Source organism: Bacillus yapensis (genome assembly GCF_005280205.1).
In the GTDB taxonomy this organism is placed as follows: domain Bacteria; phylum Bacillota; class Bacilli; order Bacillales; family Cytobacillaceae; genus Robertmurraya; species Robertmurraya yapensis.
Genome location: NZ_SUND01000011.1, coordinates 145,289 through 166,630, shown reverse-complemented (window position 1 = coordinate 166,630; position 21,342 = coordinate 145,289). Strand labels below are relative to the sequence as shown.

Here is a 21,342-nt window from a genome sequence, read left to right as displayed (position 1 = left end):
ACTGAAACTGAGTCATAATTAATTCCCTCCACAATGTTTTTCGTCGTTGATAACCATTGTGACCAAAAGGAATTAATTTGACTCTTTTTGTTTTTACACAATTATATGGACTTAATCCTAGATTGGGAGAATTGTGTCAATCAAACAGGTAATGAATGACAACTATTAGCTAGATTGAGTGAAATGTGTCAATCAAACAGGAGATGAATGACAGCTATTAGCTAGATTGGGAGAATTGTGTCAATCAAACAGGAAATGAATGACAACTATTAGCTAGATTGAGTGAATTGTGTCAATCAAACAGGAGATGAATGACAACTATCGGCTGGTTTGGGTGAATTCTGTCAATGAAATGGACTATGTTTACCGATTTTCTAAAAATGCATGAACAAATCATGACTATCCTCCTTAAAAATTCACTAGATTCAAAAAATGGGTCATAGCTTATGCCCGAATTTAACGATAAAATAATAACTAGATATATAGTTTCCTAACTTTGAAAATGAAGTCAGCAGGGGAAAAGGGGATAAAAGGAATGTTGTACCGAGTGTTAGTCGTGCTTGTTTTAATGGTTGGAACATATCCAGGGGCAAGCATCGTTTTTGCTAAAGAGCATGAATACAAAACATCAGGGGTCATGTCGGGGCGTGAGCATGAATCTCTTTTAAGAGAGTTACCGGAGCAGATGAAACGGTTCAAGTTTGAAAGTGGCTACTCCTTTCAATATCCTGATGCAGTACGAGGTGTCTATGTAACCGGACATTCAGCAGGTGGTGCAAAATTTGCTCAATTGGTCAAATTAATGGACGAGACTGACTTGAATGCGATGGTTATAGATTTGAAGGATGATTGGGGAAATTTAACCTATGTTCCAGAAGAGACATCACCATATAAACAAATAGGAAAACCCTATATAAAAAATCCCGCTGAAATGATAAAGACATTGGAGCAGAAACAAGTTTATCCGATAGCACGAGTTGTTGTGTTTAAGGATTCTATTCTTGCTAAAAGTAAGCCTGAATTATCCTTCAAAGAGGGCTCAAGTGTTTGGGAAAACGGGAGAGGCGAATCCTTTGTTAATCCATTTCTAAAGGAAGTCTGGGATTATAATATCGGAATCGCGATAGAAGCGGCAAAGCTAGGATTTCAAGAAATCCAATTTGATTATGTTCGCTTTCCAGAGGGCTTTGAAACAAGGGATAAGTCATTGAGCTATTCGATGGGTGACTACGAGCAATTAGACATGGAGAATGTGCAGAAACGTGTTCAAGCAGTAACTGATTTTGTTGCATATGCAAAAGAGCAGCTAAAACCTTACGATGTAAAGGTGTCAGTAGACATATTTGGCTATACCGCAACCCTTTCAGAAGCACCAGGGATTGGGCAAAACTTCTCAAAAATTAGTAATCAGATAGATGTTATTTCATCGATGATCTATCCAAGTCATTGGACGTCTTATTTTGGTATCGCCAAGCCAGACTTAGAGCCTTATAGACTAGTGAGTGAGTATACCAAGGTGGAAAAAAGTATTCTTTCTAAATTAGAAAATCCCCCAATCTCTAGGCCATGGCTGCAAGATTTTACAGCTTCATGGTTAGGGGAAGGAAATTATAAACAGTATGGAAAACAAGAAGTAGAAGAACAAATCAAAGCGTTAAATGATCAAGGCGTTAAGGAATTCTTGATTTGGAATGCCGGTAATAGTTATACGAAAAATGTGGATTATACTCCATAAAAAAACTGAGACAATTTCGTCTCAGTTTATTTTTTGAATCCGCCTACATTTTTCCAACCAGTTTGCATTCTCATAGATTTATCTACGAACTCTGAGCGGTTTTTCCCACCAAAAATCTTGGTGCCAATTCCATGTAACATAACACCCATTAAAGCTGTTATTCCGATAATTAGAATTGCGACAATAGCTAAATCAAATATGTACTCAGCCATGACAAACCCCCTGCTTTTATTTTACGAAAGCATTCTTCTAAAAATTTTGAATCCCCTACCTCCATTTTAAAAGAACTTCAACCGTATTTAAAGAGGAAAATTCGTTTAAAAAAGTTTTATTCAATGAATAATAGGGAAAGGTAACAATTGAATGAGCGAAGGACGTGATCGTCGATGCACTGGTATGAAAAATTAAATCAATATTTTCCTGTCGAAGAAATGAAATCACAGGACCATATGGAGACATTATTGAGGGAGCGATCTGATATATACTATAAGGATGAGAGTCCTTTGCATGTTCTTATGTATGCTGAATTTGACTATTTTGTGTTCATTGATTATTTGTTTGTCTCAAAGGATGCGCGTGGTCAAGGTCTGGGGCATAAGCTTATTGAAAAATTAAAAGACAAAGAGAAGCCCATCATTTTGGAAGTTGAGCCGGTTAATTATAAGGATAGTGATACAGAGAAACGTTTGAAATTTTATAAAAGAGAAGGATTTGAACATGCTAAATCCATTGGTTATAGAAGGCGTTCCCTTGCAACAAAAGAAGTAAATGAAATGGAAATTTTGTATTGGGCTCCTAATAATGAAAGTGAAGATGTCATTTATGATGCTATGAAGAAAACTTATGAGTCCATCCATACTTATAAAGACAAACAAATTTATGGGAAAAATTATCAACCGGTGGAAGAGGTTCTCACCTTTGAAGAGGACGGAAACAAGGCGGATGTATTAAAGGATGTATAACCAAAATTTTCTTACATTTTTTCATTTTCATTTTTCAATTGAGAATAATATCCCTTGAATTCGAGATTTATAGAGGGTTACGATACTTAAAAAATATTTTCATGGAAATAGTAAAAAAATGAAACTTTTTCGCGTATGATACGTCTTATATAGAGAGTGTAGAAATTTATGTACAAGCAAGTAAGACAATCGCGTGATTCCTCAAAAAACTATACCTTTTTAAATAGAAAAGGTGTATAATGTTTTATATAATTTCTACTTTAAAGTTATTTTAATTTAGAGTATAGATCTAATATAGATTTTCTATATATGTCGACATTAAAGGAGTGTGAGTAAAAATGGTTACATTATACACTTCACCTAGTTGCACATCTTGCCGTAAAGCAAAAGCTTGGCTTGAAGAGCATGAAATACCTTATAGTGAGCGGAATGTATTTTCTGAACCACTCTCCATTGAAGAAATTAAAGAAATTCTTCGTATGACAGAGGACGGTACAGATGAAATCATTTCAACTAGATCTAAAACATTTCAAAAGTTAAATGTGAATTTGGAAACAATGCCACTTCCGCATTTACTTGAGCTCATTAAGGACAATCCAGGATTGCTTCGTCGCCCAATTATCATTGATGAAAAGCGACTTCAAGTTGGCTACAACGAAGATGAAATTCGTCGTTTTCTTCCGAGAAAAGTACGTACATTTCAACTTCAAGAAGCTAGGCGTCTTGTTAACTAAATCTTAACCTTCGATCATTTGTATCGAGGGTTTTTTGTTTAATTCGAAATAATTGTAGGATAGAGTAATATCTGATAAGATACTACAAATAGGTTTCAACTTGGTTTATTTTATGAGGTCATAATTCAAGAAAAGCTGTGTATGCGGTAGAAACGTTCTATTTAAGACGACCTTGAAATTGATTAAGTTGTAGCTTATTTGACCACAATTAGGCATATAATGGTTTTTATAAATAGGTTACATTTTATTTCCCTTTATCTTCTTTTTATCATAAAATATAAGTACAAGGTAACAATACAATTTACTTGCACGTGTGCGATTGAGATTAGTGAGTAAAGGGTAACATGTATTCTGCATGGGGGTATTTATTCCCTTCCAATAATGCAAGAAGGGAGAGGTTACTGGATGGAAATCGAACGTATTAATGATAATACTGTTAAGTTTTACATTTCTTACGGTGATATAGAAGAACGCGGGTTTGATCGTGAAGAAATTTGGTACAATCGGGAACGCAGTGAAGAATTGTTTTGGGAAATGATGGATGAAGTTCATCAAGAGGAAGAATTCATGATTGAAGGCCCCCTTTGGATACAAGTCCAAGCTTTGGATAAAGGACTAGAAGTACTTGTAACAAAAGCGCAAGTTTCGAAGGATGGACAGAAGTTCGAGCTTCCGATTCCTGAGGATAAGCTGAAGGATTTCTCAGCAGAGGAACGAATTGAAGAGCTGCTTGATCAGCATTTTCAAACAAAGAATCCTGATCTTGAAGGTCCCTACGATGGTTCATTGGAATTCCTGCTTGCTTTCAATGATTTCGAGGATTTAATTGCTCTTTCAAATCGAAATATTTTAGATTCTTTAATAACTAAGTTATATTCTTTCGATGGAAAATACTATTTGTATGTTGAATTTCTTGAGGAAGACTTCGATGAAGATGATATAGATGATAGCTTAAGTATGCTTCTCGAGTATGGTGTGGAGACCCAGGTAACCTTTCATCGAGTAGAAGAGTACGGGAAGGTCATTATTTCTGAAGATGTTTTTGCAGAAGTAAGAAAATACTTCCAATAATAAATGCCGATTTCAGAGATGAAATCGGTTTTTTAGTGTAATGTGAGGTAGGTGAGGCTACTTGAAAAATACTGTCAGATTGATTATATATATTGGGGTTTTGACTGGACTTTATTTTCTTTTAAAAGGGTATATTGAAGGTGGTGTATTAGGCTACCTAAGCATCATTACAACGCTCTCTGTTATCTTTATCGGTTTTGTCATCTTCCTAGAAAATCGTCATCCGACTCAAACCCTGACATGGTTAATTGTCCTTGGCAGCTTTCCCCTTGTAGGATTTATCTTTTATTTGTTATTCGGTCGAAGTTTTCGAAAGGAAAAGATGTTCCGAAAAAAGTATTTATTTGATAAACAAACCTTTATGAAAGTTGAAGGGGACGTTGAATACCACAGCATTGAAAGAATTGAAGAAATGGATGCTGATCAACGGAAGCTTTTTGCCCTAGCCCATAAAGTCGGGAATAGCCCGATTACCTTCCGCACGGAAACAAAAGTATTACTCAATGGGGAAGAGACATTTAGAGAAGTCATTCATGCTTTGAAAGAGGCAAACGACCATATTCATCTGGAATATTATATTGTTCGCGATGATAGCCTTGGGGAAAAAATCAAGAATATTTTAATTACGAAAGCACTAGAAGGGGTAAAGGTTCGTTTTTTATATGATGCTGTAGGTTCTTGGAAGCTTTCGAGAAGATACATAAAGCAATTAAAGGCAGCAGGTGTGGAGGTTGTTCCTTTTGGCCCTGTTAAAATCCCAATTCTAAACAATAAGTTCAATTTCCGTAATCATCGTAAAATTATTGTTATCGACGGCAGTATCGGCTTTGTGGGAGGTATCAATATTGGCGATGAGTATTTGGGGAGAAATAAGTATTTCGGACATTGGCGCGATACTCATTTATGGCTAAGGGGAGAAGCTGTTCGTTCTCTTCAGCTGATATTCTTGCAGGATTGGTTCTATATGACGAATGAGAGTCTTTTAACCGTGGAATATCTATCACCAGTCTTGATCGAAAACAATCATGGAGGCGTTCAATTAATCGCAGGTGGGCCGGATAATGAGTGGAGTGTTATTAAGAATATTTTCTTCGCGATGATTACTTCTGCGAAAAAATCAGTCTGGATTGCTTCGCCATATTTTATTCCGGATGAGGATATTCTTAGTGCGATAAGGATAGCGAGCTTAAGCGGGATTGATGTAAAGCTACTTGTACCGAATAAACCAGACAAGCGGATTGTTTTTCATGCTTCCCGCTCGTATTTTCCTGATCTTCTTGAAGCTGGTGTGAACATTTATCAATACGAAAAAGGATTTATGCATAGTAAAATGATTATCGTAGATGACACGTTAGCTTCGATTGGAACTTCCAATATGGATATGCGGAGCTTTCACTTGAATTTTGAGGTCAATGCCTTTTTATATAATACAAAAAGCACGAAGAAACTTGTGGAAGGTTATTTGCAGGATATTGAGGATTCGACCTTACTTCAAGTGGAGGATTTCAATAAACGTCATTTAGGGTATCGATTGTTGGAATCGTTGTCGAGATTGCTATCGCCTTTTTTATAGAATCCTGGTCAGTGGCCCAGGGTTTTTTTTGCAAGAAAAAAGGAATTAGCCAATCCGAAGAGAATAGATCTCAGAGAAAGGAGAGGTTGCCTTGCTGACAGCAAAATTGAATTCTGGTGAAACGATCACATTGGCTGAAAAGTATAGTCGGAATCAGTTGGAGGCGATTCGAAAAAAGGAAGAGTTCTATTGTCGGAGTTGCTCGGAAAAATTGATCTTGAAAATAGGGACGCAGCGAATTCCTCACTTTGCTCATGAAAAAGGAAGTGAATGCACAGAATACGACCGGGAATCAGAATATCACATGTCTGGTAAGATTAAACTGTTTGAATGGTTGGAAACACAAGGATTGTCCCCGGAAATGGAATGTTATTATCCAGTGATTAAACAACGTGCAGATATTGCTTTTACTTATGAAGAAAAGACTTTTTGCATCGAATTTCAGTGCTCGACAATCTCAGCAGAGGTTTTTCGAAAGCGAACAGAAGGCTATCGGAAATTATCACTACACCCGATTTGGATTTTGGGTGGGAAAAATATTAACCGCAAACAAACTCACAAACTATCCTTAACCAGCTTCCACTATCTATTTTTAAAAGAAACGGCTAACCGCGAAGTGTATCTCCCAGCTTATTGTCCTCAAACGAATCAATTCATCCGCTTAGAAAATCTGATTTCCCTAACGACAAGAACGGCTTATGCTAGCATTTTTTGCAAGCCTCTAGAAAAATGGACTGTGCAAGACCTGATCGAACCAAAGATTACTTTTTCCCCATCACTAAAATATTGGAGCAGTGATCTGCTTCTGTATAAGAATACTCTCATTACCAATGGACAGGCCTTACAGGACCTATTCTTATTCGAACTTTATTCCCACACACTACATCCGTATACTCTTCCATCTTACGTTGGACTTCCATTGAAGCAAAATTACGCGATTGAAACAGCTCCCTTTATTTGGCAGACTTATCTATTTTTAGAGCATCTTTTTGGCCGAGAGCCTGGTACGATCGTCCGTTTTCAGGATGCGTACAAGACGATTCTAAAAAGGTTAAAGGAAAAGCAATTGGTAGTAAGAGATTTACCTTGTATGCATCGAAATCCACTTCCTTTTGTGATTCAAGATTATTTAGTAGCATTGACACAAATCGGTGTGCTAAAAAAGAAGGAAAACAACATATATTTGATTGATAAAGAAATCAAGATAGCAAACAATATGGAAGAGCGGCTAAAGGAGGAAGTGAAGTTCTATCAAGAATATTATGAAAATTGATAGGTCCACAATTGTTAAAACAACCCCCTTGAGCTAAAATAATGTAGAGATGATAATTTTTCGAATTTCGAAACAATTGAATGGAGGTAATGGAATGGGAACAGAAACTGCTGTAAAGAAACTCCCAACAAGAAGTGAAATTAAAGTAGAAGATACATGGAGATTAGAAGATATTTTTGCTACTGATGATGAATGGGAAAAGGAATTTAAAGCAGTCGCGGAATTAATTCCCGGCGTTGCTGCATATCAAGGTAAGTTGGCTGAAAGTGCCGATGTACTATACGAAGCGTTGCAAAAGCAGGATCAAATTTTAGAGCGCATTAGTAAGCTGTATACATATGCTCATATGCGTTATGACCAAGATACGACAAATTCCTTCTATCAAGGCATGGATGGCCGTATCAAGGGATTATATTCCCAAGTAGCAAGTGCTCTTGCGTACGTCGTTCCTGAAATCCTTTCAATTGATGAGGGGAAAATTAATGGTTTCTTAGAAGAAAAAGAAGAGCTGAAATTATATAAGCATGCTTTAGAAGAAATCAATTTGCAACGTCCACATGTTTTAACAGCTGAACAAGAGGCTCTATTAGCGGAAGCTTCTGAAGTAATGGATGCTTCAAGCAATACATTTGGAATGTTAAACAATGCTGATTTAGAATTCCCAAGTATCAAGGATGAAAATGGGGAAGAAGTAGAAGTTACGCACGGGCGTTATATTCGCTTCCTTGAAAGCACAGATGTCCGAGTTCGTAAGGATGCATTTAAAGCAGTGTATGACACGTATGGAAAGTTTAAAAATACATTCTCTAGTACTTTAAGCGGTCAGGTGAAGAAAGATAATTTTAACGCGAAGATTCGCAATTACAGTTCTGCGAGACATGCGGCATTATCAGCTAATAATATCCCTGAGACTGTTTATGAAAACTTAGTGAATACGGTTAACAAGTATTTGCCGTTATTACATCGCTATGTGAACCTAAGAAAGAAGGTCTTAGGAGTCGACGAGCTTCATATGTATGACTTATTTACTCCGCTCGTGAAGGATGTAAAAATGGAGATTCCTTATGACGAAGCGAAGGAAATGATTCTGAAGGGACTTGCTCCACTTGGAGAAGATTATTTGAATGTCCTGAAGGAAGGCTTTGAAAATCGTTGGGTCGATGTTCATGAAAACAAGGGAAAACGTTCAGGTGCGTATTCTTCTGGTACGTACGGAACAAATCCATACATTCTTATGAACTGGCAGGACAATGTGAATAACCTTTTCACCCTTGCTCATGAGTTTGGTCATTCTGTTCATAGCTATTACACAAGAAAGACACAGCCTTACGCATATGGAGATTATTCAATTTTTGTGGCAGAAGTAGCGTCTACTTGTAACGAAAATCTTCTGAATGATTACTTATTAAAGACAATAGATGATGAGCAAAAGAGATTATACTTGTTAAATCATTATTTAGAAGGCTTCAGAGGAACAGTCTTCCGTCAAACCATGTTTGCTGAATTTGAGCATCTCATTCACCAAAAAGCTCAAAATCATGAAGCTTTAACTGCGGAGTTGTTGACAAAAGAGTACTACGACTTAAATGTGAAATACTTCGGTGGAGAAAACATGGTGATCGATGAGGAAATTGGTCTTGAATGGTCTAGAATTCCTCACTTCTACTACAATTATTATGTGTACCAATATGCGACTGGTTTTAGTGCAGCAACTGCCTTAAGCCAGCAAATTATTGATGAGGGTCAGCCAGCAGTTGACCGCTATCTTGAATTCTTAAAATCAGGTAGCTCAGACTATCCGATTGAAGTATTGAAGAAGGCTGGGGTAGATATGACAAGCTCTGAGCCAATTGAAGCAGCATTAAAGGTGTTTGAAGAAAGACTCAACGAGATGGAAAGCTTGTTGTCATAAAAGGGAAGGTGGTCTTGTTTGCGGGACCGCCTTTTTATGTGTTGATTTGGGGTCTAGACTGATATAATTTTTTGAAGACCGAAATATTCAAATAAAGACCGATATCCGCCGACATACCAAAAAAATCCTCATCAAAACCCTTTAAATCGATTCCGATCATTCAAATAAACGATGAAAATCAATAAAGCGATAAATAATATGGGTGACGTGATAAAAATTGAAACTAAATGCATGAGTCCTAACAAGTTAAAGAGAAAAGCAAATATAATAAACAGCAGCATGAGAATCAACGGTATATTTTTCATGAAAACAGCCCCTTTGCCCAAAAGACTCCTTGTCTCGATTATATTCACAAAAGGGATAATCATGTATACTTTGCTTCATCTGTATGGCTCTAGTATATGTTTTTGACAATATTGTGAAAGAAAGCACAAATTTATTGTCGAATATTGAAATGCGTGTTATATTTATATCGTGAAGTTAATCACAAACAAACATACCCCTTTGTTTGACCGTGAAAAATTTCTCCCATCCCCTTTGTTCGTATTTAAATAGGAAAAGGCCGTGCAATCAGAATGGTTTGCACGGCCTTTTCATGTTTACAGGCAATTGGCAAACGTTCGCTTTCTTCGTTGCTTCGCCTTGTCCGGTGCTCATTACCTACAATGGTAACTCCGCTCCTCCCAAGGCTTCGCGCCTTGAAAGACAAACGTTTTCAATAAGCCTGTAAGTAACTGCATCTTCTTATATTTACATATTCAATTATGAATTCACATATCTCCAAAACACACCGTATTTCGCTGGCAGCTGTTCTACTATTTGTTTTAATTGGAGCTTCTTCATTTCTTTTTCGACTTCCCCTACAGACATGTTATACACGACTGCAATCTCCTTGGATGCGACCAATTGAAAGTGCTTCAAGAACGCTTCGATTGGAGGGGGATTGGAACGTTCAGGTGTGTTCGGTAGCATTTCGAATAAGATTTGCTCATACACTTGATATGGATACTCGCCGGTAATCTTGATCCCTTCATCTTCAATGTTTTCGTTAAAAAAGACGAGAGTAGGAATTTCCTGAACTTCCATTTCAGAGGTGATTTTTAAATCGCATTGGAATGCTTTTGCTGCACTATCCGAATGCAGATCAGATATGAACTCATCTACATCTAATCCAGCCGCCTGAGCACAACCTTTTAAAATTTCCTGATTGGAAATGTTTTGCTTCCCAAAGAAAAGCTCTTCTTGAAGCTTTCTCAAAAAGCGGTTTCCAGCTCTTCTTCCTTGTAGTTCCGCTGCCTTTATAGCAACCGATACAATATGAGGGGAAGAAACTGGGTTCTCAAACCATAGCGAACCATCACAGGACATACCTGTACGAGAGGCTGTTTTTTCCCAAAGATCGGCTATGTTCTCGAAATGCTGCTTTGTTGATATATTTAACATCGCCAATTTCCCGCTGATCACATGCTTGATGGAAAAATAACGACCATATTCAATCTGTAGTTTTTTCAACACAGGTTCTAGGGCCCAGCACTCTGGACATAACGGGTCTATGAACATATAAATTTCAAGTGGTTTTTTCTCTGAGCCGTGACAATGATGAGAAGAGGACGTTTTATAACTTTTTTCGCTCACAAGCCTTCACCTTTCATGTCTTCCTTTTCAGATGTGTTAATCATATGCTCGGCAGTCAATACGAGTCTTGAGTAAAAATACTCTCTAAGCATTCCGTCAAGTCCGACTTCATCCATGGCTTCTTCCATACAAGATAGCCATGCCTTTGCCCGGGTTTCTGTGATTTCAAAAGGCATGTGTCGTGCCCGTAGCATTGGGTGTCCATGCTCCTCCGTATATAAAGAAGGGCCACCTAAAAATTGTGTCATAAATTGCTTTTGTTTTCGTGCTGTTTCAGAAAGGTCATTTGGGAAAATAGGAACCAAATCTGGATGCTGGCCAACTTTGCTGTAAAAAGCATCGATTAACTGATGTAATTTTTCTTCACCAATTACTTCAAATGGTGTGGACATATTCTCCATAAATGAAAACTCCTTTGTGATGGCTCCTATCCATAAAAATTGGGACATTAGGTGCCAAATGTACTATCCGTCTTGCGAGTTTCCTTTATTTTATCAATGAGAAAGCAATATCTCAAACAATTGGCTCGTAGATAGAAGAATAGGAAAAATTATCTAAATTAAAACCCTGTCGATTTAGACAGGGTTTCTCATTATGCCATTAGATTACTAGTGATTTTCTTTACATAGTTTTGCGTTTCTTTGAAAGGAGGGATTCCTCCGAATTTGTCCACGTTTCCTGGACCTGCGTTATAAGCAGCTAATGCAAGCTCCACATTATTATCATATTTATCAAGCATTTGTCTTAAATATTTGCTTCCGCCAAAGATGTTTTCCTTCGGGTCAAATACATTGGAAACACCTAAATGCTTTGCTGTTCCTGGCATAAGCTGCATAAGCCCAGAGGCACCAGCAGAGCTAATAGCATTTGCATTAAAATTAGACTCTTGCTTAATAACGGATTTAATTAACGATACAGGCAGGTTGTATTTACTTGCTGCCTCTTCAATCAACGCATCAAAATTAGACTTCTCACCTGAAGAAGCTGATAGCTTTGTTAAGCTAAGTGGTGGAAGTGAAGTTGACATTGGGAACGAGGTAAGTGTTTCCGTGTTTTCTTCTGTTTCCGACCCTGTCAATAAAGACTCCTGACTGCTAACAAGGATTTCATTAATCATTTCTTGAAAAAGAGAACTTCCTGTACCAGTCGAAGAGCTATTAAAATTTTGTAAAGCTTGTAGCTGTAGCATTACTTTTAATTGTTCAACATTCATAATAAATTCTCCTTGATGAGCCTATTTCTGATTGAACTTTGCTTGATAAAACCTGCGAATTTTATTTTTAGTCGTTCTTATTGGTATATTTAATTGGCTTAATAGATTTTCAAATATCTCTTTGCCTTTTTGATAGTCATGTACTTCATATTCTAACTCATAATCAAAATGATTTAAATAGGTACTATAATCTAAAACGATTAAGCCACCTTGAAAGTCTTGTTCAGCCCGCTCTGTCGATAAGGTGCCAAATAGAACCAACTCTTCAAGAGGAATATGGTGCTCTACTAATCGTTCCTTAACAGGACCTTCGATGATTACATTGTTTTCTAGCATTTCGGTTGCTGCCTGTTCAGAAATTGTCTGGTTCGTTTCAAGAAGTCCTTCTGGATGAGGTTCTTTCAAAGTTAATTCATAGTGTCCATTTTTAAAACGGATTCTTAACGCACAACCAAGTTCCTTTAATGCAAAATTGGCTGTATCGAAATAATGGTTATCCTGTTTAATGAACTTGGAGTTGTCTATGTCTAAAAAGCTTTTTAATTGCATAAACTCTGATTCTGTTAAAAGGTTTTTAAATTCTATTTCGATATTCTGAGACATCTATTTCAATCCTCTCTATAACAATGGCTCTCTTCTCAAACTTAACAATAATCAAATTGTACCTTATTTATGAAGCTGGGGCTACTTCCTAGAAGTGTGAATAAATGAGTGGTTTATGGTAAAATGGTGAAGTATGGGAGTTGAAATTATGAGAGAAAAATTATTAGTCATAAAAACAAATACAACAGATAAAAATGAAATAGCACTTCTAGTCGAACCTGAAACAAATTTGAGTGAGGTTAAAGCAACTGGGCAAATGCTCGTTGATTCTGACGGTTTGTCCTTTGTTTATGTTCTAGAAATAAATGATGAATATACATATCTTGCGATCAAAGAGGACTTTTGGCCAGAATTAAAGCGAGGAATGGATTCACAGGCAAATGTTTACTTAAGTAATAGTACAGAACAGCTTGAACTTGAGAATTTTTTCGAAGAGCTGGAGTATCTCGTAGAAAACATAAAAGGAAATGGCAATTATGGCGAGGAAATGGTTGCAAAAGTAGAAGCTTGTTTTTAACTTCTGCTGATCATCCGTCAAAGAGAGAAAAGATCAGCTTGTTCTAGGAACATGCTAGAAAACTTCGGATGAGGTGAAACGAACGTTGAAAAATTGGGACCAGTTTTTAGCACCATATAAGCAAGCGGTTGATGAATTAAAGATTAAATTAAAAGGGATGAGGGGACAATTTGAGTTAGCCTCGAATCCATCACCAATAGAATTTGTCACAGGTCGCGTAAAGCCGATTGCAAGTATTCTCGACAAAGCAAAGCAAAAGGGAATCCCTTTAAATAAATTGGAAACAGAAATGCAGGACATTGCAGGACTTCGAATGATGTGTCAGTTTGTCGATGATATTGGCCCAGTAGTTGAGCTTCTCAGGAAACGAAACGACTTTGAAATCGTCGAAGAACGAAATTATATTTCTAATAAAAAGGAAAGCGGATATCGTTCTTACCATGTAGTCATTCGCTATCCTGTCCAAATGATATCAGGAGAAAAGAAAATCCTTGTGGAAATTCAGATTCGCACTTTAGCAATGAATTTTTGGGCAACGATTGAGCATTCTTTGAATTATAAATATAAAGGACAGTTTCCAGAGGCTATCCAACTTCGACTACAAAGGGCAGCTGAAGCAGCGTTCCGTCTAGATGAGGAAATGTCATTGATTAGGGGCGAAATACAAGAAGCGCAAGCCTTTTTTACAAGAAAAAAAGAACTACATCAAGATGAGAACAGCGAACTCACCAATTTAAATGGACAATCAGAATAAATAAAATAGCCGATTAAATAGAGGAGTCAGAATGATGAATTTTGCGATTACTTCAAAAGGGGATTCAAAATCAAATACACTAATGCATAAAATGAGGTCTTATTTACAGGATTTCAATCTTGTTTATGATGAGGATAAGCCTGACATTGTCATTTCTGTTGGAGGAGATGGAACGCTTCTTTACGCCTTTCATCGATATAAAAATAGACTAGATAAGACGGCTTTTGTCGGTGTTCATACGGGACATTTAGGGTTTTATGCCGATTGGACTCCTGAGGAGATTGAAAAGCTCGTAATTGCGATTGCTAAGACTCCGTTTCAGGTCGTGGAATACCCGCTTCTTGAAGTAATTGTGCGCTATTCTCATGGGGGAAAGGAAAGCCGTTATTTAGCATTAAATGAATCCACGGTAAAAAGTGTCGATGCGACCCTTGTAATGGATGTTGAAATAAGAGGACAGCTGTTCGAACGTTTTCGTGGGGATGGCTTATGCTTATCTACTCCATCAGGAAGTACGGCTTATAATAAAGCGTTGGGCGGAGCAATTCTGCACCCATCGATCCCAGCTATTCAGTTAGCTGAGATGGCTTCAATTAATAATCGTGTATTTCGTACAGTTGGTTCGCCATTGGTTTTACCAGCTCATCACACTTGTATGCTTAAGCCTGTAAACAATCCAGATTTTCAGATGACGGTTGACCATTTAACCTTACTTCATAAGGATGTAAAGTCGATTCAATTTCGCGTGGCAGACGAGAAAATTCGTTTTGCCCGTTTCAGACCATTTCCGTTTTGGAAAAGGGTTCGTGATTCATTTATTTCTGACTAACACTAGCAAGGGAGTATGTAGATTGTCTAAATATACATTAGAGTGGAAGATTCAAAGGGCTGATGAAGGTAAGCTCATTCGAGGATTTTTGAAGGAGCAGGAAATTTCGAAGACAGCCCTGACGGATATTAAATTTTCTGGTGGTAGTATTAAGCTTAATGGAGAAGAAGTTACGGTCCGAAAACCATTGAGTGAAGGGGACTTACTTCTCGTTGAGTTCCCACCAGAGTCCATAAGTGAATCGATGGAGGGGGAAAATATCCCCCTTCATATTTTGTATGAGGATGATTATGTTCTTGTTGTTAATAAGCCGGCTGGAATGAGCACAATTCCATCTCGTGAACATCCAAGCGGAAGCTTAGCGAATGCCATTATTGGGTACTACAAAAAAATAGAATTAGCAACTACCGTTCATATTGTCACGAGATTAGATCGAGACACATCAGGACTTGTACTGATCGCGAAGCATCGTCATATCCATCATTTAATGAGCAAACAGCAAAAAGAAGGTACTTTAAAACGGAATTATGAGGCCTTTGCTGAAGGGATTTTTTCCGAAACTAAAGGTACAATTGAAAAACCAATTGGGAGAAAAAGCGATAGCATCATTGAAAGAGAAGTCCAGGATGGAGGGCAATATGCTTGTACGCACTTTGAGGTCCTCAAGCAATACTCCACATTTGCCCATGTGAAGCTTCAATTAGAAACGGGTAGAACGCATCAAATACGTGTACACCTTTCTCATATTGGCCATCCATTATTAGGGGACGACCTTTATGGAGGGGAGACTTCACGTATAAAAAGGCAAGCTCTTCACTGCGCGAAGCTTACCTTTATCCATCCGATAGAAAAAAATGAGTTGCGTTTTGCGTGTGACTTGGCCGATGACATGAAAGAGTTACTATAAAATCTCTTTGAATTTTTCCGCCACAAAAGGCATGGTTGATGGAACAGAGACCAATGTCATTTCTGGATACTGTAGAGCTGTCAATTTGCCACCAAAGACAGCTCCAGTGTCGATATTGTATGTATTGTTAAGAATTCTTGGTTCTTTTACAGGCGTATGACCGTAAACGATGGTTCTATTCCCTTTGTAATGTTTCGCCCAGTCGCGTCGAATAGGAGAGCCATCAGGGTGTTTTTCTCCTGTAATGTCTCCATACAAGACAAATGTTTTTACCTTTGAATTTTCCTTTCCGATATAATCCTCACGAATCCCTGCATGAGCAATCACAAGCTGGCCATCATCGAGCACCTGGTGTAAAGGGTTTTGCTCGTATAGCTCGATAAACATTTTCTTTATTCTGGATTGATTTTTTGAATCGAGCGCTTCATACTCAGCCACAGTCGTTTCTAATCCGTGTGTTACCTGTACTTTGTTTCCTATGAAATAGCGATACAGCTTATTGCAATGGTTGCCAGGCGTATAAAAAGCCAGTTTTTCTTTAATCACGAGCTTCCAAACGACTTCAATTACCTTAAGTGACTGGGGACCGCGATCGGTTAAATCACCGACAAAAGCAAGCCGTCGACCTTGAGGATGAATCGGGAACCCACTTGTCCAATCATAATTTAGCTGTTTCGTTAATTCATGAAATTCATGAAAACAGCCATGAATATCTCCAATAATATCAAGTTTCATGAGAGACTCCTTTGTTTTTATTTGATATTATACCCAACCTTATTGTTTGCATCATGACTAGGAGCTTTAGTAGGATAAATAATTATAAACTGCCAAAAAAATATCATTTCAGTTTTGAAATCATACATAAAGGAGGAGTTGTAAATGGAAGAACATGGTGCCTCCGTTGCATCCTTGGTTATTGTGATCATCATCGCATTTTTAACACCCATCTTACTTCATCGTTTCAAACTTAATTTTATTCCCGTTGTCGTAGCAGAAATATTAATGGGTCTCATCATTGGAAAAAGTGGTTTCGATCTCGTTCATGAGGATATGTGGCTAGAGACACTTTCTACTTTAGGCTTTATCTTCTTGATGTTCTTGAGTGGTCTCGAGATCGATTTTTCAGCTTTTACGAGTAATAAGAATAAGAAAAAGGAAAAGTTACCAAATGGAAAAGATGAACCGAATGGCTTTTTTGTCGCATCTGTTGTCTTTATTGGCATTTTTATCGTTTCCTATGGTTTATCTTATTTATTTGTCCTTGCAGGCTTTATTGATAATGCATTTTTAATGACATTAATCATTTCTACCATTTCATTAGGAGTAGTCGTTCCAACTCTAAAAGAAGCACATTTAATGAAAACAAATATTGGACAAATCATCCTGCTTGTCGCAGTTATTGCCGATTTAGTAACGATGATCCTGCTCGCTGTTTTCGTATCGCTTTACGATGGTGGACAAGGAAATACTTGGCTTTTACTGATTCTTTTTGGAGCAGGACTGATTTTATACTTTGTAGGTCGTAGATTTAAAGGGAATAAGCTCATTCAAAACATGTCGACCGGAACCATTCAAATCGGAACACGTGCTGTATTTACCTTAATTATTTTGTTAGTAGGTATTTCCGAAACTGTTGGTGCAGAGAATATCCTCGGGGCATTTTTAGCAGGGGTATTGGTATCCCTCTTGGCACCTGATCAGGAGCTTGTTCATAAGCTTGATTCCTTTGGCTATGGCTTCTTAATTCCGATTTTCTTCGTCATGGTCGGTGTTGATTTAGATATTTGGCAATTATTTGGTGACCCGAAAATGTTAATGTTAATTCCGTTGCTTTTAATTGCCTTACTTGTTTCGAAGCTTATTCCAATTGCTGTTTTAAAAGCTTGGTATGATACAAAAACCGTGGTAGCTTCAGGTTTTCTTTTAACATCAACGTTATCACTTGTTATTGCCGCTGCCACAATTGGAGAGCGGATGGGAGTTCTCACTGCAGAAATGAGCGGGACTCTAATTCTTGTAGCAGTTATAACTTGTGTAATTACACCAATTGTCTTTAAAAATCTTTTACCACGAGAAAGAGTGGAATCAAAACAGCTAAAAGTGGCTTTTATAGGTGCAAACCAGCTAACTTTACCGATTTCACGTGAATTAAAATCTTCCTTGTATGAAACCACTTTGTATCATACAAAACAATCGAAGGAAGAGGGAGCACAAATCGCCGATTCCTTATTCGAGATTCAGGAGATAGATCAATTTTCGATAGAAGCGTTGGAAAATACGGATGTATTCTCCGCAGATGTGGTTGTTGTTACGACAGGTGATGATGAAATCAATGCGACACTTGCGATCGCGATCAAGGAAAAAGGTGTCGAGCGCGTTATTGTCCGGATTGAAAGTCCTGACTTAGAGGAAGGATTAAGAGAAGAAGGCGTCGAGGTGTATTCGGTCTACAATTCATCGAAAGCACTTCTACGGGCTCTAATCGAGTCTCCTCGCGTGATGAGTATTCTGACGAACCAAGAAACAGCACTTTATGAAATCCGTCTGTTGAATGACCAATTTGAGGGCATGACAATTAGAAGATTTCCTTTTACAGGGGATATCATCTTTGTTCGGATTTTCCGTGGCAAGGATTCGATCGTCCCACATGGTGACACAGAACTACAGCTGAATGACCGATTAATTGTGACCGGTACAAAAGAGTATGTGGATGAACTAAAACGTGAACTAGAGTTTTGTGAATGGTGCTAGAACAGTTCTAGTAAAAAGGCTCTTTTCGCATAGATTGTTACTTGTAGATAAAAATTCATTAAATGACAAAGCGATAGTACCTCTTAAAGACAATAAAAGTTTGCGAAAAGTGCCGTGCAAAAATAATCTGTAGCACTAATCCACATAGGAGGTGTAAATGTCGGCTTTAGATTTTTTTCGAAGAAAAAAATTAGGACTTTTACGAAAAAATAACAATCAATAAGAAAACAGCGTAAAAATGATAAAAGAGCGGCAGTACGTGAGTCATTTCATAATGTATCGACCATGCATTTTGAAATTTGATAGATTCAAACGTATTGCCGCTTTTCTTTTTGGAGAAAATAAGATAAAATTAGTAGTAGGTACTAATAACTTGTTATAAAGAGGCTCTTTTCGCGGACAATTTGTCTTTTGATAGTACATGGTCAAATGTATAGTAATATTTCCTCTTAAAAACCGTAAATGGTGGCGAAAAGTGCCGTGCAGAAAAAATTTGTAGCAATAAACCACATAGGTGGTGTAAATGTCGGGTTTAGGACATTTACGAAAAAAACAATATTCAATAAAAAAAATGTGTAAAAAGCGGAGGTAATTTTAAATGACTCTTTCTTTAGAAGGAAAAAATATAGTCGTAATGGGAGTTGCAAATAAACGTAGTATTGCATGGGGAATTGCTCGTTCTCTTCATAATGCAGGAGCTCGTTTGATTTTTACTTATGTAGGGGAAAGATTAGAAAAAAGCGTAAGAGAACTTGTTGATTCATTAGAAGACAATAACTGTCTTGTCTTACCATGTGATGTCACAGTGGACGAAGACATTGCGAAATGCTTTGCAACAATTAAGAATGAAGTAGGAACGATCCACGGAGTTGCACATTGTATCGCTTTTGCTAATAAAGAAGAGCTTCAAGGTGAGTATATGAACACTACTCGTGATGGGTTCTTGTTAGCACACAATATCAGCGCTTATTCTTTAACAGCTGTTGCCAAAGAAGCAAGAGGTTTAATGACAGAAGGTGGAAGCATCGTAACGCTTACGTACTTAGGTGGTGAGCGTGTCGTACAAAACTACAATGTTATGGGTGTAGCGAAGGCTTCTCTAGATGCAAGTGTAAGATACTTAGCAAATGATTTAGGACCACAAGCTATCCGTGTAAACTCTATTTCTGCTGGTCCAATTCGTACATTATCAGCAAAAGGAATTAGTGATTTCAATTCAATCCTGAAAGAGATCGAGGAGAAAGCTCCTTTAAGAAAAACAACAACACCTGAAGAGGTTGGAGATACAGCACTTTTCCTATTCAGCGACTTATCTCGCGGGATGACAGGAGAAAATCTTCACGTCGATTCTGGGTACCATATTCTTTAATGGCTCTTTTCTCGAACTTTATGCTATCTGACACATATTTAGTTAGTAGACAAGGTAATTGATGCAAGAAATGTATTGTATGTGAGAAAAGTGCCTTCACCATTAATATGGGTACCGCCATTTAGTATAAAAGAAGTAAAAACCGGTCCTTGGGTTTTTACGAAATCACATCTATACGAAACTAGACTTTATAATTTGAACAAGCTCACCTTTTTGCGGGGTGGGCTTTTTTGATCCGAAAAATAAGGCTCACTTGGAAACGAAATAAACCCTTCGGCATACATATAGAAAGAATCAATTGTATGGGGAGGTGCAAGCAATTTGAATAAGGAACAGAAGAAAAGGGAGCCCCTACTATATATTCATCAGCCAGGATTTAAATTTCCGGAAGGTATCATGCAGAAATCCTTTTCAGCTAAAAAAGTTGACAGTTTTAAAGAAGAAACCAAAATGGATGATGGAATTGATCGAAAAAGTAGAGGATCATTAGAACAAGAAGTTAAGAAGAGAGAAACGACCTTAACGTCTAAGGAGATTCAACAAACGATAGAAGATTATGAGCAGGCACAAACGGTGCAGGAGCCGAATCGAGGGGGATTTGGTCTTAGAAGACTCAAGTCATTTAAAGAAATGGACTTAGTGGAAAAGCTTGACTACTTAGAAAGGTTTCCTCCTCAATTACCTCCGATTCCATGTATATTCACAACAGAAAATGGGTCGCTACGAGGAACCTTGGTTGAGAAAAATTTGCATGATGTGGTCGTTCGACTTTTTGATAAAAAGGTAGTAACCATTGCAATCAAAGATCTCGCCGAAGTAAAAATGATCGGATTTCGTTGAAAAATGCTCGATCAGAAAGAGCCAGTCGAAACAGACTGGCTCTTTGACTAAAGAATGATTCTTTTCTTAGTCTTCACAAATGTCTAAATCTACATCGGCGATACATTGAATTGCACAGAAGCAGCTTAAGTCAACTGTTACACAATCGTCAGTTCTTTCGAAACGATCTACTTCGCATACAGCGCCTAAATCGATTTTGCCGCCTTTAGTTAAATCAACTGCTTCACCATCGTGTTTCACTGGCTTGATGACACGTAAAGTTGCGCAGCAATTATCAAAGACTTCTTCTACGCGGAAGAAGATAGACACGCACGCACATTTATCATCTCTAAAGAATGCATGGAAAGGAGAACCATCTGCAGTTTTTAATGTGAACACGCGAGTATCTACACGATTTCTTTTTGTTGGATTAACTAAAGAACCAAGTGGTTCCTGGAAGCAGTTAGTAGGACATTCACAAACATCTTCAGCTGCATCTTGGATGTCTTTGATAGCACGAACAACTTCACATACACAGTTGTCGCGACTAACGCCTAATACATCGTCTTTTTTTCCACAACCCATTTGTTTTTCCTCCTTATTCTTAGATGTAATATTACATTAATAACATATTGCTATAAGGGCGTTTGGGTAACGGACAAACGCCTTGTTTCCTAAAAATGGG

22 protein-coding genes are annotated in these 21,342 nt (G+C 37.6%); 14 read left to right on the top strand and 8 right to left on the bottom strand.

The annotated features are described in order from the left end of the window. Positions 1-535: 535 nt before the first annotated feature. Complete coding sequence (locus tag FAR12_RS14390; protein WP_126409428.1) at positions 536-1,735, top strand: putative glycoside hydrolase; 1,200 nt, start codon at positions 536-538, stop codon at positions 1,733-1,735. A gap of 26 nt (positions 1,736-1,761) precedes the next feature. Here FAR12_RS14390 and FAR12_RS14385 read toward each other — a convergent pair whose 3' ends face one another. Then, complete coding sequence (locus tag FAR12_RS14385) at positions 1,762-1,947, bottom strand: hypothetical protein (protein WP_126409426.1); 186 nt, start codon at positions 1,945-1,947, stop codon at positions 1,762-1,764. Positions 1,948-2,121: 174 nt separating this feature from the next. Here FAR12_RS14385 and FAR12_RS14380 point away from each other — a divergent pair, with 174 nt between their 5' ends. The 6 genes from FAR12_RS14380 (at position 2,122) to pepF (ending at position 9,260) form a co-directional block, all read left to right on the top strand. Next, positions 2,122-2,697, top strand: a complete 576-nt coding sequence (locus tag FAR12_RS14380) for a GNAT family N-acetyltransferase (RefSeq protein ID WP_126409425.1) — start codon at positions 2,122-2,124, stop codon at positions 2,695-2,697. 338 nt (positions 2,698-3,035) lie between these two features. Then, on the top strand, positions 3,036-3,431 hold the full coding sequence (gene spxA / locus FAR12_RS14375) for a transcriptional regulator SpxA (RefSeq protein ID WP_126409423.1): 396 nt from the start codon (positions 3,036-3,038) through the stop codon (positions 3,429-3,431). Positions 3,432-3,836: 405 nt separating this feature from the next. Then, positions 3,837-4,502 carry an adaptor protein MecA gene (gene mecA, locus FAR12_RS14370; RefSeq protein WP_126409421.1) on the top strand — a complete coding sequence of 222 codons (666 nt, stop codon included), beginning with the start codon at positions 3,837-3,839 and terminating at the stop codon, positions 4,500-4,502. A 61-nt stretch (positions 4,503-4,563) separates the two neighbouring features. Beyond that, positions 4,564-6,075: a cardiolipin synthase gene (cls, locus tag FAR12_RS14365; protein WP_126409419.1), complete on the top strand. Its 1,512-nt coding sequence runs from the start codon at positions 4,564-4,566 to the stop codon at positions 6,073-6,075. A gap of 91 nt (positions 6,076-6,166) precedes the next feature. Next, positions 6,167-7,348: a competence protein CoiA gene (locus FAR12_RS14360; RefSeq protein ID WP_170972211.1), complete on the top strand. Its 1,182-nt coding sequence runs from the start codon at positions 6,167-6,169 to the stop codon at positions 7,346-7,348. Between the two features lie 94 nt (positions 7,349-7,442). Further along, positions 7,443-9,260 carry an oligoendopeptidase F gene (gene pepF / locus FAR12_RS14355; RefSeq protein ID WP_126409415.1) on the top strand — a complete coding sequence of 606 codons (1,818 nt, stop codon included), beginning with the start codon at positions 7,443-7,445 and terminating at the stop codon, positions 9,258-9,260. Positions 9,261-9,391: 131 nt separating this feature from the next. Here pepF and FAR12_RS24245 read toward each other — a convergent pair whose 3' ends face one another. The 5 genes from FAR12_RS24245 to FAR12_RS14335 all read right to left on the bottom strand — a co-directional run bounded on the left by FAR12_RS24245 (position 9,392) and on the right by FAR12_RS14335 (position 12,711). Next, positions 9,392-9,541: a hypothetical protein gene (locus FAR12_RS24245; protein ID WP_488154034.1), complete on the bottom strand. Its 150-nt coding sequence runs from the start codon at positions 9,539-9,541 to the stop codon at positions 9,392-9,394. 481 nt (positions 9,542-10,022) lie between these two features. Beyond that, positions 10,023-10,895 (bottom strand): ClpXP adapter SpxH family protein, encoded by an 873-nt coding sequence (locus FAR12_RS14350; protein WP_246010400.1) that lies wholly within the window; start codon positions 10,893-10,895, stop codon positions 10,023-10,025. Next, positions 10,892-11,296 carry a globin domain-containing protein gene (locus tag FAR12_RS14345; protein ID WP_126409413.1) on the bottom strand — a complete coding sequence of 135 codons (405 nt, stop codon included), beginning with the start codon at positions 11,294-11,296 and terminating at the stop codon, positions 10,892-10,894. The genes FAR12_RS14350 and FAR12_RS14345 overlap by 4 nt, the downstream gene beginning before the upstream one ends. A 191-nt stretch (positions 11,297-11,487) precedes the next feature. After that, complete coding sequence (locus tag FAR12_RS14340) at positions 11,488-12,108, bottom strand: lytic transglycosylase domain-containing protein (RefSeq protein ID WP_126409411.1); 621 nt, start codon at positions 12,106-12,108, stop codon at positions 11,488-11,490. 21 nt (positions 12,109-12,129) lie between these two features. Continuing rightward, the gene (locus FAR12_RS14335; RefSeq protein WP_126409409.1) at positions 12,130-12,711 is read right to left on the bottom strand and encodes a CYTH domain-containing protein; all 582 of its coding nucleotides are present in this window, start codon (positions 12,709-12,711) and stop codon (positions 12,130-12,132) included. 148 nt (positions 12,712-12,859) lie between these two features. On the opposite strand from FAR12_RS14335, the gene FAR12_RS14330 reads away from it, so the two are divergent. The 4 genes from FAR12_RS14330 to FAR12_RS14315 all read left to right on the top strand — a co-directional run bounded on the left by FAR12_RS14330 (position 12,860) and on the right by FAR12_RS14315 (position 15,718). Beyond that, complete coding sequence (locus FAR12_RS14330; RefSeq protein WP_126409407.1) at positions 12,860-13,228, top strand: UPF0738 family protein; 369 nt, start codon at positions 12,860-12,862, stop codon at positions 13,226-13,228. Positions 13,229-13,313: 85 nt separating this feature from the next. Beyond that, a complete protein-coding gene (gene yjbM, locus FAR12_RS14325) occupies positions 13,314-13,982 on the top strand; it encodes a GTP diphosphokinase (protein WP_126409405.1) in 669 nt (222 codons plus the stop codon). A 34-nt stretch (positions 13,983-14,016) separates the two neighbouring features. Then, the gene (locus tag FAR12_RS14320) at positions 14,017-14,811 is read left to right on the top strand and encodes an NAD kinase (RefSeq protein WP_126409403.1); all 795 of its coding nucleotides are present in this window, start codon (positions 14,017-14,019) and stop codon (positions 14,809-14,811) included. Positions 14,812-14,833: 22 nt separating this feature from the next. Further along, a complete protein-coding gene (locus FAR12_RS14315; RefSeq protein ID WP_126409401.1) occupies positions 14,834-15,718 on the top strand; it encodes an RluA family pseudouridine synthase in 885 nt (294 codons plus the stop codon). On the opposite strand, the gene prpE is transcribed toward FAR12_RS14315, so the two are convergent. Then, on the bottom strand, positions 15,713-16,453 hold the full coding sequence (prpE, locus tag FAR12_RS14310; protein WP_126409399.1) for a bis(5'-nucleosyl)-tetraphosphatase PrpE: 741 nt from the start codon (positions 16,451-16,453) through the stop codon (positions 15,713-15,715). The two genes, FAR12_RS14315 and prpE, sit on opposite strands and share 6 nt — an antisense overlap. 144 nt (positions 16,454-16,597) lie before the next feature. Here prpE and FAR12_RS14305 point away from each other — a divergent pair, with 144 nt between their 5' ends. The 3 genes from FAR12_RS14305 (at position 16,598) to FAR12_RS14295 (ending at position 20,678) form a co-directional block, all read left to right on the top strand. Further along, complete coding sequence (locus FAR12_RS14305) at positions 16,598-18,469, top strand: monovalent cation:proton antiporter family protein (RefSeq protein WP_126409398.1); 1,872 nt, start codon at positions 16,598-16,600, stop codon at positions 18,467-18,469. 598 nt (positions 18,470-19,067) lie between these two features. Next, on the top strand, positions 19,068-19,838 hold the full coding sequence (gene fabI, locus FAR12_RS14300) for an enoyl-ACP reductase FabI (RefSeq protein ID WP_126409396.1): 771 nt from the start codon (positions 19,068-19,070) through the stop codon (positions 19,836-19,838). Between the two features lie 321 nt (positions 19,839-20,159). After that, positions 20,160-20,678: a CotO family spore coat protein gene (locus tag FAR12_RS14295; protein WP_170972210.1), complete on the top strand. Its 519-nt coding sequence runs from the start codon at positions 20,160-20,162 to the stop codon at positions 20,676-20,678. Positions 20,679-20,744: 66 nt separating this feature from the next. Here the strand turns inward: FAR12_RS14295 and FAR12_RS14290 are convergent, their stop codons facing one another. Beyond that, positions 20,745-21,242, bottom strand: a complete 498-nt coding sequence (locus FAR12_RS14290; protein ID WP_126409392.1) for a CotY/CotZ family spore coat protein — start codon at positions 21,240-21,242, stop codon at positions 20,745-20,747. Positions 21,243-21,342: the final 100 nt, after the last annotated feature.

What these genes read in the sequence shown, in the direction of transcription:
- prpE (WP_126409399.1), bottom strand. Translation starts at nt 16,453, where the DNA reads ATGAAACTTGATATTATTGGAGATATTCATGGCTGTTTTCATGAATTT.
- mecA (WP_126409421.1), top strand. Translation starts at nt 3,837, where the DNA reads ATGGAAATCGAACGTATTAATGATAATACTGTTAAGTTTTACATTTCT.
- pepF (WP_126409415.1), top strand. Translation starts at nt 7,443, where the DNA reads ATGGGAACAGAAACTGCTGTAAAGAAACTCCCAACAAGAAGTGAAATT.
- spxA (WP_126409423.1), top strand. Translation starts at nt 3,036, where the DNA reads ATGGTTACATTATACACTTCACCTAGTTGCACATCTTGCCGTAAAGCA.
- FAR12_RS14380 (WP_126409425.1), top strand. Translation starts at nt 2,122, where the DNA reads ATGCACTGGTATGAAAAATTAAATCAATATTTTCCTGTCGAAGAAATG.
- FAR12_RS14340 (WP_126409411.1), bottom strand. Translation starts at nt 12,108, where the DNA reads ATGAATGTTGAACAATTAAAAGTAATGCTACAGCTACAAGCTTTACAA.
- FAR12_RS14305 (WP_126409398.1), top strand. Translation starts at nt 16,598, where the DNA reads ATGGAAGAACATGGTGCCTCCGTTGCATCCTTGGTTATTGTGATCATC.
- FAR12_RS14320 (WP_126409403.1), top strand. Translation starts at nt 14,017, where the DNA reads ATGAATTTTGCGATTACTTCAAAAGGGGATTCAAAATCAAATACACTA.
- FAR12_RS24245 (WP_488154034.1), bottom strand. Translation starts at nt 9,541, where the DNA reads ATGCTGCTGTTTATTATATTTGCTTTTCTCTTTAACTTGTTAGGACTC.
- FAR12_RS14335 (WP_126409409.1), bottom strand. Translation starts at nt 12,711, where the DNA reads ATGTCTCAGAATATCGAAATAGAATTTAAAAACCTTTTAACAGAATCA.
- FAR12_RS14345 (WP_126409413.1), bottom strand. Translation starts at nt 11,296, where the DNA reads ATGGAGAATATGTCCACACCATTTGAAGTAATTGGTGAAGAAAAATTA.
- fabI (WP_126409396.1), top strand. Translation starts at nt 19,068, where the DNA reads ATGACTCTTTCTTTAGAAGGAAAAAATATAGTCGTAATGGGAGTTGCA.
- FAR12_RS14330 (WP_126409407.1), top strand. Translation starts at nt 12,860, where the DNA reads ATGAGAGAAAAATTATTAGTCATAAAAACAAATACAACAGATAAAAAT.
- FAR12_RS14390 (WP_126409428.1), top strand. Translation starts at nt 536, where the DNA reads ATGTTGTACCGAGTGTTAGTCGTGCTTGTTTTAATGGTTGGAACATAT.
- FAR12_RS14290 (WP_126409392.1), bottom strand. Translation starts at nt 21,242, where the DNA reads ATGGGTTGTGGAAAAAAAGACGATGTATTAGGCGTTAGTCGCGACAAC.
- FAR12_RS14385 (WP_126409426.1), bottom strand. Translation starts at nt 1,947, where the DNA reads ATGGCTGAGTACATATTTGATTTAGCTATTGTCGCAATTCTAATTATC.